Here is a 14222-nt window from a genome sequence, read left to right as displayed (position 1 = left end):
GCCCCGAAAGGTCGGCTTCTCCGGCCGGCTTTCCAGCCCGAGTGACAGGCGTGCATGATAGACAGAACCGATTCCACGGGGGCCTCTCGGCCCCACAAGTTCCGCAGCCGGAGATAGGTGCATGCTAGGTTATCTCATTCGCCGCGTTCTGGCCGCGGTGCCCGTGATGGGCGTCGTCGCGCTGTTCGTCTTCCTGCTGCTGCGGCTGACGCCGGGCGATCCCGCCGCCATTCTCGCCGGCGATAACGCGACGCCGGAACGGCTGGAACGCATCCGCGACTCGCTCGGCCTCAACGAGCCGCTCATCGTGCAATTCATCACCTGGGTGAACAAGCTGCTGCACGGCGATCTCGGGACGTCGCTGATCTCCAACCTGCCAGTCATGAAGATGATCAGCCAGCGCGTCGAACCGTCGATCTCGATCGCGCTCTCGACAATCATTCTGGCCGTCATCGTCGCCGTGCCCCTGGGCGTCATCGCGGCGTGGAAGCACGGCACCTGGATCGATCGTTTCGTGATGGGCCTCTCCGTGCTCGGCTTCTCCGTGCCGGTGTTCGTGGTCGGCTATCTCCTGATCGAGGTCTTCGCGATCGACCTGCGCTGGGTGCCGGTGCAGGGCTTCCGCAGCATCTTCAACGGCTTTGGACCGTTCTTCGAGCGCATCATCCTGCCGACCTGCGCGCTCTCGTTCATCTACATCGCGCTGATCGCGCGCATGACGCGTGCGGCGATGCTCGACGTGCTCGGTGAGGACTACGTCCGCACCGCCCGCGCCAAGGGCATCAACGAGGTCGCCGTGATGATGCGCCATGCGCTGCGCAATGCCGCGGTGCCCGTCATCACCGTGATCGGCACCGGCTTTGCGCTGCTGATCTCCGGCGTCGTCGTCACCGAGAGCGTGTTCAACATCCCCGGCATCGGCCGCCTCACGGTGGACGCGGTGTTGGCGCGCGACTACCCAGTCATCCAGGCGATGATCCTGCTGACGTCGCTGATCTATGTCGTCGTCAATCTCCTGATCGACGTCGCCTACACGCTGCTCGATCCCCGGATCCGGTACTAGGGCTAAGGATAGCAACAAAAATGTCCGTCGATAGCCTTCCCCAGTCGTCCATTCCGATCACGTCGCCATTGCGGCCGCGTTTCGGGTTCCTCACCTCGACGCCGATCATCGCGGCGGCCACGATCTTGCTCGCGCTGATCGTGCTGGTCTCGATCCTGGCGCCGCTGATCGCGCCGCACGATCCGGTCCAGCTTGCACCCTCGCAGCGGCTGAAGCCGGCCTCGGCGCAGTTCCTGCTCGGCACCGACGCCTATGGCCGTGACCTCTTGTCGCGCGTCATCTATGGCGGCCGCATCTCGCTCCTGATCGGCATCGGCTCGGCGATCCTGTCGATCGTCATCGGCCTTGCGATCGGCCTCGTCTCCGGCTTCTTCAAGCTGGTCGATGCCGTCCTGATGCGCGTCATGGACGGCCTCATGGCGATGCCGAGCATCCTGCTCGCGATCGCCGTGGTGTCGCTGTCCGGCGCCAGCATCTGGACCGTGCTGGTCGCGATCACCATCCCCGAAATACCGCGCGTGGCACGCCTGGTACGCTCGGTCGTGCTGTCCGCGCGCGAGGAGCCTTACGTCGAGGCTGCGATCTCGGTCGGCTCCAGCCTGCCGAAGATCATGTGGCGCCATCTGATGCCGAACACGATCGCACCGCTGATCGTCCAGGGCACCTATGTCTGCGCCTCCGCGATCCTGACCGAGGCCATTCTCTCCTTCCTCGGCGCCGGCATCTCGCCGGAGACGCCGACCTGGGGCAACATCATGGCCGAGGGCCGTCAGTATTTTCAGCTCAAGCCGACGCTGATCTTCTGGCCGGGCCTGCTGCTCTCGATCGCCATCCTCAGCATCAATCTGATCGGCGACGCCGCCCGCGACGCCCTCGATCCCCGCATGAAGCAGCGGGAGGGCAAGTGATGACGGATCAAGTGATGACCAAGCCAGTCCTCGACATCAACAACCTCGTCGTCTCCATCGGCAAGAAGCCGAAGGGCGCCAACATCATCGACGGCATCTCGGTCCAGGTGCACCAGGGCGAGACGCTCTGCCTCGTCGGTGAAAGCGGCTCGGGCAAGTCGGTGACGTCGCTGACCACGATGGGCCTGCTGCCGAAGGGCACGCTGGTGCCGACCGGCGGCAGCGTCAAGCTGGTCGGCGAGGAGATCCTCACCGCGACCGACCGCCGCCTGCGGCAGCTGCGCGCGACGCAGATGGCGATGATCTTCCAGGAGCCGATGACCGCGCTCAATCCCGTCGTGCCGGTTGGCCGCCAGATCGACGAGGTCTTGCGCGCCCACACCAATCTCGACGCCAAGGCGCGGAAGAAGCGCATTCTCGACATGATGGAGCAGGTCCGCCTGCCCCAGGTCGAGCGCATCTTTGCCTCCTATCCGCATCGCCTGTCCGGCGGCCAGCGCCAGCGCATCATGATTGCGATGGCGCTGGTGCTGGAGCCGAAGCTGCTCATCGCCGACGAGCCGACCACCGCGCTCGACGTCACCACGCAGAAGCAGATTCTGACGCTGATCCGCGACCTGCAGCGCGATCACGGCACGGCCGTCCTGTTCATCACCCATGACATGGGTGTGGTGGCCGAGATCGCCGACCGCGTGGCTGTGATGCGGCAGGGGCGGCTGGTCGAGACCGGCCCGCTCGAGACCGTGCTGCGCAACCCGACCATGGAGTACACACGCAATTTGCTTTCCGCGGTGCCGAGCCTGGTGCCGCGCGCGGCGCGGCCCGAGACCAAGGAGCCGGTGGTGCTGGAGGCCAACGAGCTTGGCAAGGTCTATAAGGAGCGCGCCTTCTTCGGCAAAGGCCGCGAGGTCGTCGCCGCCGACAAGGTCACGCTGACGCTGCGCAAGGGCCGCACGCTCGGCATCGTCGGCGAGAGCGGCTCGGGCAAGTCCACCGTCGCGCGGTGCATCGTGCGCCTGATCGATCCGACCTCCGGCGGCGTGCGTCTCGCCGGCCGCGAGATCGCCGACATCTCGCGCCGCCTGCTCCAGCCGCACCGGCAGAAGATCCAGATCGTGTTCCAGGATCCCTATCGCTCGCTCAACCCGCGGATTACCGTCGGCGAGAGCATCGCGGAAGGCCCGATCAATTACGGCACCTCGCATGCCGATGCGATGAAGCGGGCGCGCGAACTGCTCGAGCTCGTTGGCCTGCCCGCGGACGCAGTGACGCGCTATCCGCACCAGTTCTCCGGCGGCCAGCGCCAGCGCATCGCCATTGCGCGTGCGCTCGCGCTCGACCCCGACGTGCTGGTCGCGGACGAAGCGGTCTCGGCACTCGACGTCTCGGTTCAGGCGCAGGTGCTGGAACTGCTCGACGAGATCCAGAACCGGCTCGGCATCGCCATCCTGTTCATCACCCACGATCTGCGCGTCGCAGCCCAGATCTGCGACGAGGTCGTGGTGATGCAGCACGGCCGTGTCGTCGAACAGGGCCTTGCCGCCGAGGTGCTGACGCATCCGAAGGAAGCCTACACCAGGGCGCTGCTGGAGGCCGCACCGGGCCGCGGCTGGGATTTTGCGAACTTCAGGCCGGTGTCGGAAGGCGTCGCGGCGACGGCTTAGGTTTGTCCACTCGTCATTGCGAGCGGAGCGAAGCAATCCAGAGTCCCTCTGCGGAGACGGTCTGGATTGCTTCGCTTCGCTCGCAATGACGGGTAGCGACCATCATCATTCGAAAATGACTTAAAGCCATGCGCGGCGGCATGGGCTCCTCGCTTGCCCCCGCCTCGAAGCCAAGGCTAACGTCGCGCACTTTCAAACGCTGGACCAGAATTAATGACACGTATCGCCGTCGGCGGCTTCCTGCACGAGACCAACACGTTCGCCCCGACGAAGGCGACTTTCGCGGACTTCCAGCATGGCGGCGGCTGGCCGGCCATGACGGAAGGCGCCGACGTATTGAAGGTGATGCGCCGCATCAATGTCGGTCTCGCCGGCTTCGTCGACAGCGCCGAAGCGAATGGCTGGAACCTCATTCCGACGATCGCCTGCGGCGCAAGTCCGTCGGCGCATGTCACCAGGGACGCCTTCGAGCGTATCGTGAAGGTGATGGTCGACGGTATCGCCGCCGCCGGCCCGCTCGATGCGGTCTATCTCGATCTGCATGGCGCGATGGTGACCGAGCATCTCGACGACGGCGAAGGCGAGATTTTGGCGCGCGTGCGCGGCGTCATCGGCAAGGACGTTCCGCTCGTTGCCAGCCTCGACCTGCACGCCAACGTCACGCCCGAGATGATGGAACACGCGGACGCGCTGATCGCCTACCGCACCTATCCGCATGTCGACATGGCCGAGACCGGCCGCGCCTCCGCAAGGCACCTCGCCCTGCTGCTGCAGACCAGGCAGCGCTTTGCAAAGTCGTTTCGCCAATTGCCGTTCCTGATCGCGATCAGCTGGCAATGCACCAATGACTTTCCCACCAAGGGCATCTACGAAAAACTGGCCGCGCTGGAGAGCGACGCCGTTCCGACACTGTCCTTCGCGCCCGGCTTCCCCGCCGCCGACTTCCGCGACTGCGGCCCGAGCGTGTTCGCCTATGGCAAGACGCAGGCCGATGCCGACCGCGCGGCCGATGCGATCGTCAAACTGATCGAAAGCCACGAGGACGATTTCGACGGCAAGATCTGGTCGCCCGACGACGGCGTGCGCCATGCGATGGAACTCGCCAAGGGTGCGAGCAAGCCGATCATCATCGCCGACACCCAGGACAATCCCGGCGCCGGCGGCGATTCCGACACCACCGGCATGCTGCGCGCACTGGTGCGCAACAAGGCGAGCGCCGCGACCGGCGCGATCTACGATCCGGCCTCGGCCAAGGCCGCGCATGCGGCCGGCGTCGGCGCCACAGTGACGCTGTCGCTCGGCGGCAAATCCGGCATTCCCGGCGACGAGCCCTATCGCGAAACCTTCATCGTCGAAAAGCTCTCCGACGGCCGCTTCATCGCGCCCGGCCCCTACTACGGTGGCCGCGAGATGGAGATGGGTCCCTCCGCATGCCTGCGCATCGGTGACGTCCGCATCGTCGTCTCCTCGCACAAGGCGCAGCTCGCCGATCAGGCGATGTACCGCTATGTCGGCATCGAGCCGACCGCGCAGAAGATTCTGGTCAACAAGAGCTCGGTGCACTTCCGCGCCGATTTCGAGCCGATCGCGGAAAAGCTGATGATCTGCGCCGCGCCCGGCGCGATGCCGGCCGACACAGCCACCCTGCCCTGGACGCGCCTGCGGCCGGGCATTCGCATCAAGCCGAACGGCCCCGTTTTCACGCCCCCATCACGCTAACCGGACAGGACACATGCCCACGATCGACCGCATCGACGGCTTTGCCGACGAACTCACCGCTATCAGGCGCGACCTTCACGCCCATCCCGAGATCGGCTTCGAGGAGGTGCGCACCTCAGGCATCGTCGCCGACAAGCTGAAGAGCTGGGGCATCGAGGTGCACCGCGGTCTCGGCGGCACCGGCGTGATCGGCGTGATCAAGGGCAAGGGTTCGGGCGGCAAGCGCATCGGCCTGCGCGCCGACATGGACGCGCTGCCGATGGAAGAGAACACCAATCTGAAATGGAGTTCGAAAATCCCCGGCCGCTTCCACGGCTGCGGCCATGACGGCCACACCACCATGCTGCTCGGCACCGCGCGCTACCTCGCCGAGACCAAAAATTTCGACGGCACCGTGCACCTGATCTTCCAGCCGGCCGAGGAAGGCCTTGGTGGCGCTCGCGCGATGATCAAGGACGGCCTGTTCGAGAAGTTTCCCTGCGACGAGCTCTACGGCCTGCACAACGCGCCCGACCTCAACCTCGGCGAGATCGCGATCCTGCCCGGCCCCGCGATGGCCAGCGCCGACTTCTTCGACCTGCGCATCACCGGCTACGGCGCGCATGGCGCGATGCCCGAGCGCTCCAAGGACGCGGTGATCATCGCGACCACGCTGGCGCAGGCGATCCAGACCATCGTCAGCCGCAACGTCGAGCCGCTGCAGGCCGCCGTCATCTCGATCACGCAGATTCACGCCGGTTCCGCCTACAACGTCATCCCCGGCGAGGCGCATCTCTGCGGCACCATCCGCACCTTCTCGGATGAAGTCCGCGCCCTGATCGCCGAACGCATCCGCACGATCTGCGCCGGCATCGCGAGCGCCTATCAGTGCGTGATCGAAGCCGACATCCGCGACACCTTCGGCGTGCTGGTCAACCAGGTCGAGCAGTCCAAGGTGGTCGAGGAGGTCGCGCGCACCGTTGTCAACCCCGCCAACGTGATCACCCGCGCCCAGCCGAAGATGGGCAGCGAGGATTTCGCCGACATGCTGCAAACCATCCCCGGCGCTTATTTCTGGATCGGCCACGACGGCTCGGTGCCCGTGCACAATCCCGGCTTTGTGCTCGACGACAAGATCCTGCCGATCGGCGCCAGCATGTTCGCCCGGATCATCGAAACGCGCATGCCGGTAGGTTAGCAATGCACAAAAAGAGCGTCGAAGAGGCCGTCACCTCGCTGCACGATCTCTCCGCGGTCGATCTGATCGCGGGCTATCGGGCCAAGCAATTCTCGCCGAGCGAGGTGCTGGAGGACGTGCTTGCGCACGTCGCTGCGTGGGAACCGCATCTCAAGGCGCTCTACGCGTTCGATCCCGACAGCGCGCGCGAGGCCGCCAAGGCCTCGACCGCGCGCTGGAGCGGGGGCGAACCATCCGGCGCGCTCGACGGCGTGCCTGTGACGGTGAAGGACAACATCGCGACCAAGGGCGTGCCCGTCCCGCTCGGCGCCGCCAGCGTGAAGCTCGTGCCAGCCGAGAAGGACGCACCGCCCGCTGCGCGACTGCGCGAGGCCGGTGCGATCATCTTCGCGAAGACCACCATGCCCGATTACGGCATGCTGTCCTCGGGACTCTCCAGCTTCCACGCGCTGGCGCGCAATCCCTGGGATCTCTCCAAGAATCCCGGCGGCTCCAGCGCGGGCGCCGGCGCGGCGGCTGCGGCCGGCTATGGCCCCTTGCATCTCGGCACCGATATCGGCGGCTCGGTCCGCCTGCCTGCGGGCTGGTGCGGTCTCGTCGGCCTGAAACCGAGTTTTGGCCGCGTGCCGATCGACCCGACCTATGTCGGCCGTGTCGCCGGTCCCATGACCCGCACGGTCGACGATTGCGCGCTGATGATGAGCGTGATTGCAAAGCCCGACCGGCGCGACGGCATGAGCCTGCCCGCCGAGCCTCTCAACTGGAAGGGACTGGAGAAATCCCCGCGCAAACTGCGCATCGGCCTGATGCTCGATGCCGGCGTCGGCCTGCCGGCAGAAAGGCCGGTCCGCGATGTTGCAGTGAAAGCCGCAAAGGCGTTCGAATCTGCAGGTAGCGTCGTCACCGAGGTCGACGGCATTTTGACCCGCGAGATGCTCGACGGCCTCGACAATTTCTGGCGCGCGCGGATGTGGGACGATCTGGCCAAGCTGACGCCGGCCGAACAGGCAAAGGTGCTGCCCTACATCTTCAAATGGGGCGCATCCGGCGCAAAGCTCTCGGGTGTGGACGTCATCCGCGGCTTCAATCAGACCATGGCGATCCGCGCCGCTGCGTCAAAGCTGTTCTGCGAGCTCGACTACGTGATCTCGCCGACCGCGCCGAACGTGAACTACCCTGCGGACTGGGCCTCGCCCACCAACGATCCGATACGGCCGTTCGAGCACATCTGCTATACCGTGCCATGGAATATGTCGGAGAACCCTGCGGTCTCCCTCAACGGCGGTTTCGACGCCAACGGCTTTCCCATCGGCGTGCAGATCGTCGGCCGTCGCTTCGATGATATTGGCGTGCTCGGCATGGCCAAGGCGTTCGAGGGCTTGCGCGGCGCACAGAAGCCCTGGCCGAGCCCACCGGCAAAGTAAGCATTCCGTCATGGCCGGGCTTGTCCCGGCCATCCACGTTCTTGTACTGCTCGCATGCCCAGTCCGCGCAAGACGGACAACGGCGACCATGCGTCTCGTCTCATTGAGATCGCACTTAAGATGAGGAAGGAAACCACCATGGCGTATGAGACGATCAAATACGAGGTCGCCGAACAGATCCTCACCATCACGCTGAACCGGCCCGACAAGCTCAACGCCTTCAACGCGCAGATGCAGGCCGAGCTGATCGACGCGTTCGACGCCGCCGACAAGGACGACGACGTCCGCGCCATCATCGTCACCGGCGCCGGCCGCGGTTTTTGCGCGGGCGCCGATCTTTCCTCGGGTGCGGACACCTTCGATCGCGACGCGCGGCGCGGCCCGGTAAAGCGCTTCGCGGACGGCAAGGTCGATTACAGCGATCCGCAGGTGCGCGACGGCGGCGGCCAGGTGACGCTGCGCATCTTCAAGTGCCTGAAGCCAGTCATCGCCGCCGTGAACGGCCCTGCCGTCGGCATCGGCGTCACTATGCAACTCGCGATGGACATCCGCATCGCGTCGGATGCCGCGCGCTTCGGCTTCGTGTTCTCCCAGCGTGGCATCGTGCCGGAGGCCGCCTCGAGCTGGTTCCTGCCGCGCATCGTCGGCATCTCGCAGGCGCTGGAATGGTGCTATTCCGGCCGCGTCTTCCCGGCCCAGGAAGCTCTCGCCGGCCGCCTCGTCAGCAAGGTCGTAGCTCCCGATGATCTCTTGCCGACCGCCCGCGCGCTGGCCAAGGAATTCGCCGCCAAGACCGCGCCGGTGTCGGTCGCCCTGATCCGTCAGATGATGTGGCGCATGATGGGCGCCGACGATCCCATGGAAGCCCACAAGGTCGATAGCCGTGGCATCTACACGCGCGGCCGCTCGGACGACGTTAGGGAAGGCGTGGTGTCGTTCCTGGAGAAGCGCCCGGCGCAGTTCAAGAACAAGGTGTCGAGCGATATGCCGGACTATTTTCCGTGGTGGAGCGAGCGGGAATACAAGTAGAGGGATCGTAGGGTGGGCAAAGGCGCTCTTGCGCCGTGCCCACCATCTATCAGCAATCGAAACCAGAATGGTGGGCACGCTTCGCTTTGCCCACCCTACGGCACCGTCAATCCATCACGAGCGCCACACGCCCGATCGCCTTGCGGTCGATCAACAGCCGCATCGCTTTAGCATAATCCTGCAGCGGCAGGCGGTGCGAGACGTTGGGGCGGAGCTTGCCTTCTTCCGCCCATTGCAACAGCGCCTTCAGGCGCACCTCGCCGAGCGCGGGATTCTTCCGTACCGCCTCACCCGCACGCACGCCGAGCACGCTGGCGCCCTTGATCAGCAAGAGGTTTGTCTTCGCCGAGCCGATGCCGCCGGTAAAGCCGATCACCAGCAGCCGCGCGCCCCAGGCGATGCAGCGCATCGAGTTCTCGAACACCTCGCCGCCGACGGGATCGAACACGACGTCGGCGCCACGGCCGTCTGTGATGCGCTTGACGGCATCGCGAAACGGCTCGCGATCGTAGCGCACGAGATGGTCGGCGCCGCGCGATTTCGCAATCGCGAGCTTCTCGTCGCTGGAGGCCGTCGCGATCACGGTCGCGCCCAGCATCTTGCCGATCTCGACCGCGGCAAGCCCCACGCCGCCGCCGGCGCCATGCACCAGCAACACCTCGCCCGGCATGACCCGGCCGCGATCGATCAGCGCGTGATAGGCGGTGCCATGGCCGGCCAGATAGGTCGCGGCTTCCGCATAGTCGAACGTCGACGGCATCGGCGTTAGCTGCGTCGGCGTCACCACCGCTTCGTCGGTGAAGGCGCCATGGCGCATCTTCACGATGACCTTGTCGCCGACGGTTACGCCGCTTGCCTCTGCGCCCACCTCGGTGACGTCGCCGGCGGCCTCCATGCCGGGCGTGAACGGCAGCTCCGGCTTGAGCTGATATTCGCCGGCCGCCATCAGCACGTCCGGAAAGTTCAATCCGGCGGCGCGGATCGCAACGCGCACCTCACCCGGTTTGACGGCGCGCGACGGAAACTCCTCCAGCCGCAACGTCTCGGGCGCGCCGAGTTCGCGGCAGACGACAGCCCGCACCATCAGGCCGCACTCGCCTTGCTGCGTTCGAGCGCCTCGCGGATCAGCGGCAGGCGGTCGTTGCCGAAGTACATGTCGGTCTTGCCCACGAAGATCGTCGGTGAGCCGAAGCCACCGCGTGCCACGACCTCTTCCGTGTTGGCCTTGAGCTGGTCCTTGATTGCCTGCTCGGAGATGCCGGCAAAGAACTTCTGCTCGTCGACACCGACCTTCCTGCAGATCTCGGCGAGCACGGCGTCCTGCGAGATGTCCTTGTCGCCGCCCCAATAGGTCTCGAACACGGCAGTGGCGAACGGCACCATGTCTTTCCCCAGCCAGATGCAGCCGCGCATGGCCTTCACGCTGTTCACCGGGAACACCGTCGGCGGCATCTTGATCGCGAGGCCGGCCGAGCGCGACCAGTCGGCGAGGTCTTTTTTCATGTAGCGCGCCTTCAGCGGCACCGGCGTCTCGCGCTGCGCGTAGACGCTCGGATTGACCGTGTTGAAGATGCCGCCGACCAGGATCGGCCGCCAGATGATCTCGGCCCCCAACTCCTTTGCCAGCGGCTGGATGTTGTGGAAGGCGAGATAGGTCCAGGGGCTGGAACAGTCGAAGAAGAATTCAATCATGGCGTTTCCTTTGCGTCTTGTTTGTCGTGCTCTATCCCCGTCATTGCGAGCGACTTGTCCGCCATAGCTCGAAGAGCGACGGCGGAAGCGAAGCAATCCAGAATCTTTCCGCGGAACCAGTCTGGATTGCTTCGTCGCTTCGCTCCTCGCAATGACGATGGGGCGAGCAGCCTACTTCTTTCCCAGCACTTCCCTGGCACGCTGTCCGAACATGATCTTGCGTGATTCCTCGTCGAACGGCTCTTTCACGAACTTGCCGATCGCAAGCCCCGCCTGCACCTGCGGCCGTGCGCGCACCTCGGCGTACCAGCGTTTCACGTTCGGATAGTCGTCGAGCGTAAAGCCCTGCGCCTTGTGGGTCATGGTCCAGGGGAAGCAGGCGATGTCCGCGATGGAATAGTCGCCGGCGACATAGGCGCCGGTCTTGGCCAACTGCCGGTCGAGCACGCCATAGAGCCGCGCGGCCTCGTCGCGGTAACGCTCAATCGCATAAGGGATCTTTTCCGCCGCATAGAGCGCGAAATGGCCGTGCTGGCCGAGCATCGGCCCGAGGCCCGCCATCTGCCACATCACCCACTGGATGGTCGTCGAGCGACAGCGCAGATCGCTGGCCAGGAAGCGGCCGGTCTTCTCGGCGAGGTAAATCAGGATCGCGCCGGTCTCGAACGCCGAGAACGGCGCACCGCCGTCGGCGGGTGCGTGGTCGACGATCGCGGGAATGCGATTGTTGGGGGAGACCGCCAGAAATTCGGGGCTGAACTGCTCGCCGGCGCGGATATTGACGGGCTTCACGTTATAGGGGAGCCCGAGTTCCTCCAGCATGATCGAGATTTTCCAGCCGTTCGGCGTCGGCGCATAAAAGAGGTCGATCATCGCCCTTCCCTGTCGTCGCCAATGGAATAGAGAGCGACTTTTGTTGTTCTGTACCTTGACGTTAAGACATGGCAGGAAGGGGCGCAACACAACCTGCCGGGAGAGCCGCCATGCTGTTTCCAACCACGATCGCCGGCTCCTTGCCGAAGCCGGAATGGCTCGCCGAGCCGAACATGCTCTGGGCACCCTGGAAGTCGCAAGGCGCCGAGCTACTCCGCGCCAAGCGCGACGCGACGATGCTTGCCGTCAAGGTCCAGGAGGATGCCGGCATCGACATCGTCACGGAGGGCGAGCAGGCCCGCCAGCATTTCGTGCACGGCTTCCTGGAGAAGATCGACGGCATCGATTTCGCCCACAAGGTCGAGATGGGCATCCGCAAGGACCGCTACAAGGCGATGGTGCCGCAGGTGGTCGCGCCGCTTCAGCTCAAAGGTCGTGTTCATGCCGACGAGGCGCGCGTGGCGCGCACGCACACGAAGAAGAAGCTGAAGTTCACCCTGCCCGGCCCGATGACCATCATCGACACGATTGCGGACCGCTACTACGGTGATCGCGTCAAGATGGCCTTTGCCTTCGCCGATCTCCTCAACGAGGAAGCCAAGGCATTGCAGGCCGACGGCGTCGATCTCGTGCAGTTCGACGAGCCCGCCTTCAACGTCTACATGGACGAGGTCAACGACTGGGGCATCAAGGCGCTGGAGCGTGCCGCGCAGGGGCTGACCTGCGCCACCGCCGTGCACATCTGCTACGGCTACGGCATCAAGGCCAACACAGACTGGAAGGAGACGCTCGGCGCGCAGTGGCGGCAGTACGAGCAGATCTTTCCGGCGATCGACGCGAGCCCGATCCAGCAGGTCGCGATCGAGTGCCGCAACTCGAAGGTGCCGCTCGACCTGCTCGCGCTGCTCAAGACCAAGATCGTGCAGGCCGGCGTGATCGACGTCGCCAGCGACACGGTGGAGACGGCCGAGGACGTCGTGCAGGTGATCGACGCGGTGTCGAAGTTCGTTCCCAAGGGCAACATCATCGCCACCACCAATTGCGGCATGGCGCCGATGCGGCGGGAGATCGCCGAGGCCAAGCTGATGGCGCTCGGCGCCGGTGCCGCGCTGGCGCGCGAGAAGCTGGGGTGATGGTGCTCCGAACGGCACTCGTCGTCACGGCTCTTGCGGGGATCACATTCGCTGCGCGCGCGGAGGATCGCTCGGTGCTGCTGAATTGCAAGGCCATGGTCGAGCGTGCGTCCAAGGATACGGGTACGGCAACCGAGGCCGAGCTCACCCGCTGCCGCCAGATCATGCGCGAATGGGCGCTGCGCGATGCGCGGACGACAGTGGATGAGCAGGGGCGGCCGCTGAAATAGCCACACGCTCGCTGCTTTCCCCCCCTTGCGGGGACGGTCAGGCGCGGTGCGCGCTGGGGTGCAATGTGACCTCATAGCCGGCGCTCATCGCGCGCAGCGTCGATGGCGGGGTCAGCAACTGCGCATCGTCAAGCTCTCGCGCGCCTTCAACATAACCCGCCGTCGACCACAACAGCGTCCCGCCCCGCATCAGCAGAAAGCTTTCCTCGCCCTGCTGCAGCATCGCGCCGTCTGGAAGCTGGTCGAGCGGCACCAGCAGCGCGTGAAGCCGCTTCTTGCCGTGATCGAGCCGCTCGTGGTGCAGCACCGTGTCGATATCGTGCATGCGAACGTCACGGACGCGGTTGCCCTTCTCCCACGCGGCCCGGAAGCGATTGGCGTCGTCACGGCGGCAGTAGAAGCAGGGGCGATGGCCGGCGGCGAGCGCGGTGGCCTCGTCGAGGAAGAACAGCTCGGTCCAGCTATGCGTCGTCATCACCTCGCGACGGCGGCCGCGGAATTCGCAAACACAGGTGAGCCAGGCCGGCGACGACCACCGCTTCTTGAGCAGCGTCCTGGTCGCGGGATCATGGATGATGCCGCGATTGCCGGTGAACAGGCCACGGTGCGGCGTGGCGATGATGTCGCCGGTCGGCGTGACACGGTTTTGCAGGGGCATGGCCACCTCCACCTGTCATTGCGAGCGAAGCGAGGCAATCCAGAAATGCGTCTGCGGAAATCGTCTGGCTTGCTTCGTCGCTTCCCTCACGCCGCGCCGTCGCGCAGCGGCGGGTGGTAGGACAGCGCGGTGTCCCAGGGGAAGAAGATCCAGGTGTCCTGCGAGACTTCCGTGATGAAGGTGTCGACCAGCGGGCGTCCCTTCGGCTTGGCGTAGACGGTGGCGAAATGCGCATCGGGCAGCATGTCGCGCACCAGCCTGCCGGTCTTGCCGGTGTCGACGAGGTCGTCGACGATCAACAGCCCTTTCCCCGTGCCGCCGCCGAGCTTCATCGCCGCCTCGGACATGCCCTTGAGGACCTGGAGCTCGCCCTGCTTGTCGTGGTCGTAGCTGGCGATGCAGACCGTATCGATGATGCGGACACCGAGCTCGCGCGCCACGATCGCGGCCGGCACCAGCCCGCCGCGGGTGATCGCGATGACGGCGTGGAACGGGCCGACCTCGTTGAGCCGCCAGGTCAGCGCCCGGCAGTCGCGGTGGAACTGGTCCCACGAAACAGGAAAGGCCTTGCCGGCCCGCTCCTGCGCGCTCAGTTCCGGTGCTTCGCCAGCCATTGTTGTCTCCTGCCAATCTTCATCCGGCAGCCATTCTG

At 65.4% G+C, this 14222-nt stretch carries 14 protein-coding genes; 9 read left to right on the top strand and 5 right to left on the bottom strand.

The annotated features are described in order from the left end of the window. Positions 1–121 precede the first annotated feature (121 nt). The 7 genes from AB7G19_RS16130 to AB7G19_RS16100 all read left to right on the top strand — a co-directional run bounded on the left by AB7G19_RS16130 (position 122) and on the right by AB7G19_RS16100 (position 8984). The gene (locus tag AB7G19_RS16130; protein WP_014494267.1) at positions 122–1063 is read left to right on the top strand and encodes an ABC transporter permease; all 942 of its coding nucleotides are present in this window, start codon (positions 122–124) and stop codon (positions 1061–1063) included. A 20-nt stretch (positions 1064–1083) separates the two neighbouring features. Next, a complete protein-coding gene (locus AB7G19_RS16125; protein ID WP_028150021.1) occupies positions 1084–1971 on the top strand; it encodes an ABC transporter permease in 888 nt (295 codons plus the stop codon). Positions 1972–1985: 14 nt separating this feature from the next. Then, on the top strand, positions 1986–3635 hold the full coding sequence (locus AB7G19_RS16120; protein ID WP_354102213.1) for an ABC transporter ATP-binding protein: 1650 nt from the start codon (positions 1986–1988) through the stop codon (positions 3633–3635). A 213-nt stretch (positions 3636–3848) separates the two neighbouring features. After that, positions 3849–5354, top strand: coding sequence for a M81 family metallopeptidase (locus tag AB7G19_RS16115; RefSeq protein WP_354102214.1), 1506 nt, complete (start codon positions 3849–3851; stop codon positions 5352–5354). 13 nt (positions 5355–5367) lie between these two features. After that, a complete protein-coding gene (locus tag AB7G19_RS16110; RefSeq protein WP_354102215.1) occupies positions 5368–6531 on the top strand; it encodes a M20 aminoacylase family protein in 1164 nt (387 codons plus the stop codon). Positions 6532–6533: 2 nt separating this feature from the next. Beyond that, positions 6534–7955 carry an amidase gene (locus AB7G19_RS16105; protein WP_354130317.1) on the top strand — a complete coding sequence of 474 codons (1422 nt, stop codon included), beginning with the start codon at positions 6534–6536 and terminating at the stop codon, positions 7953–7955. A 138-nt stretch (positions 7956–8093) separates the two neighbouring features. Continuing rightward, on the top strand, positions 8094–8984 hold the full coding sequence (locus AB7G19_RS16100; protein WP_028150016.1) for a crotonase/enoyl-CoA hydratase family protein: 891 nt from the start codon (positions 8094–8096) through the stop codon (positions 8982–8984). Positions 8985–9090: 106 nt separating this feature from the next. On the opposite strand, the gene AB7G19_RS16095 is transcribed toward AB7G19_RS16100, so the two are convergent. From AB7G19_RS16095 to AB7G19_RS16085, 3 genes are all read right to left on the bottom strand, one after another. Beyond that, positions 9091–10068, bottom strand: coding sequence for an NADPH:quinone oxidoreductase family protein (locus tag AB7G19_RS16095; RefSeq protein ID WP_354102217.1), 978 nt, complete (start codon positions 10066–10068; stop codon positions 9091–9093). Next, on the bottom strand, positions 10068–10676 hold the full coding sequence (locus tag AB7G19_RS16090; RefSeq protein ID WP_354102218.1) for a 2-hydroxychromene-2-carboxylate isomerase: 609 nt from the start codon (positions 10674–10676) through the stop codon (positions 10068–10070). Before AB7G19_RS16090 ends, AB7G19_RS16095 begins: the two co-directional genes overlap by 1 nt. 171 nt (positions 10677–10847) lie before the next feature. Continuing rightward, entirely contained in the window at positions 10848–11549 is a 702-nt protein-coding gene (locus AB7G19_RS16085) for a glutathione S-transferase N-terminal domain-containing protein (RefSeq protein WP_354102219.1), read from the bottom strand. 110 nt (positions 11550–11659) lie between these two features. Between AB7G19_RS16085 and AB7G19_RS16080 the strand changes: the two genes are divergently transcribed. Further along, on the top strand, positions 11660–12682 hold the full coding sequence (locus AB7G19_RS16080; protein WP_354102220.1) for a methionine synthase: 1023 nt from the start codon (positions 11660–11662) through the stop codon (positions 12680–12682). Continuing rightward, on the top strand, positions 12682–12912 hold the full coding sequence (locus AB7G19_RS16075; protein ID WP_063982454.1) for a hypothetical protein: 231 nt from the start codon (positions 12682–12684) through the stop codon (positions 12910–12912). The genes AB7G19_RS16080 and AB7G19_RS16075 overlap by 1 nt, the downstream gene beginning before the upstream one ends. 37 nt (positions 12913–12949) lie before the next feature. Here the strand turns inward: AB7G19_RS16075 and AB7G19_RS16070 are convergent, their stop codons facing one another. After that, entirely contained in the window at positions 12950–13570 is a 621-nt protein-coding gene (locus AB7G19_RS16070) for a hypothetical protein (RefSeq protein ID WP_135216894.1), read from the bottom strand. A gap of 86 nt (positions 13571–13656) precedes the next feature. Continuing rightward, complete coding sequence (gpt, locus tag AB7G19_RS16065) at positions 13657–14184, bottom strand: xanthine phosphoribosyltransferase (protein WP_028150009.1); 528 nt, start codon at positions 14182–14184, stop codon at positions 13657–13659. Positions 14185–14222: the final 38 nt, after the last annotated feature.

The sequence above is a fragment of the Bradyrhizobium sp. 215_C5_N1_1 genome (assembly GCF_052075935.1).
GTDB classification, from domain to species: Bacteria; Pseudomonadota; Alphaproteobacteria; order Rhizobiales; family Xanthobacteraceae; genus Bradyrhizobium; species Bradyrhizobium barranii.
The sequence above is the reverse complement of the archived record's forward strand: the minus strand, read 5'-3'. Positions and strand labels throughout refer to the sequence as shown.

Excerpts from the sequence above, each read along its gene's own strand:
- AB7G19_RS16130 (WP_014494267.1), top strand. The coding sequence starts at position 122 with ATGCTAGGTTATCTCATTCGCCGCGTTCTGGCCGCGGTGCCCGTGATG.
- AB7G19_RS16125 (WP_028150021.1), top strand. The coding sequence starts at position 1,084 with ATGTCCGTCGATAGCCTTCCCCAGTCGTCCATTCCGATCACGTCGCCA.
- AB7G19_RS16120 (WP_354102213.1), top strand. The coding sequence starts at position 1,986 with ATGACCAAGCCAGTCCTCGACATCAACAACCTCGTCGTCTCCATCGGC.
- AB7G19_RS16115 (WP_354102214.1), top strand. The coding sequence starts at position 3,849 with ATGACACGTATCGCCGTCGGCGGCTTCCTGCACGAGACCAACACGTTC.
- AB7G19_RS16110 (WP_354102215.1), top strand. The coding sequence starts at position 5,368 with ATGCCCACGATCGACCGCATCGACGGCTTTGCCGACGAACTCACCGCT.
- AB7G19_RS16105 (WP_354130317.1), top strand. The coding sequence starts at position 6,534 with ATGCACAAAAAGAGCGTCGAAGAGGCCGTCACCTCGCTGCACGATCTC.
- AB7G19_RS16100 (WP_028150016.1), top strand. The coding sequence starts at position 8,094 with ATGGCGTATGAGACGATCAAATACGAGGTCGCCGAACAGATCCTCACC.
- AB7G19_RS16095 (WP_354102217.1), bottom strand. The coding sequence starts at position 10,068 with ATGGTGCGGGCTGTCGTCTGCCGCGAACTCGGCGCGCCCGAGACGTTG.
- AB7G19_RS16090 (WP_354102218.1), bottom strand. The coding sequence starts at position 10,676 with ATGATTGAATTCTTCTTCGACTGTTCCAGCCCCTGGACCTATCTCGCC.
- AB7G19_RS16085 (WP_354102219.1), bottom strand. The coding sequence starts at position 11,549 with ATGATCGACCTCTTTTATGCGCCGACGCCGAACGGCTGGAAAATCTCG.
- AB7G19_RS16080 (WP_354102220.1), top strand. The coding sequence starts at position 11,660 with ATGCTGTTTCCAACCACGATCGCCGGCTCCTTGCCGAAGCCGGAATGG.
- AB7G19_RS16075 (WP_063982454.1), top strand. The coding sequence starts at position 12,682 with ATGGTGCTCCGAACGGCACTCGTCGTCACGGCTCTTGCGGGGATCACA.
- AB7G19_RS16070 (WP_135216894.1), bottom strand. The coding sequence starts at position 13,570 with ATGCCCCTGCAAAACCGTGTCACGCCGACCGGCGACATCATCGCCACG.
- gpt (WP_028150009.1), bottom strand. The coding sequence starts at position 14,184 with ATGGCTGGCGAAGCACCGGAACTGAGCGCGCAGGAGCGGGCCGGCAAG.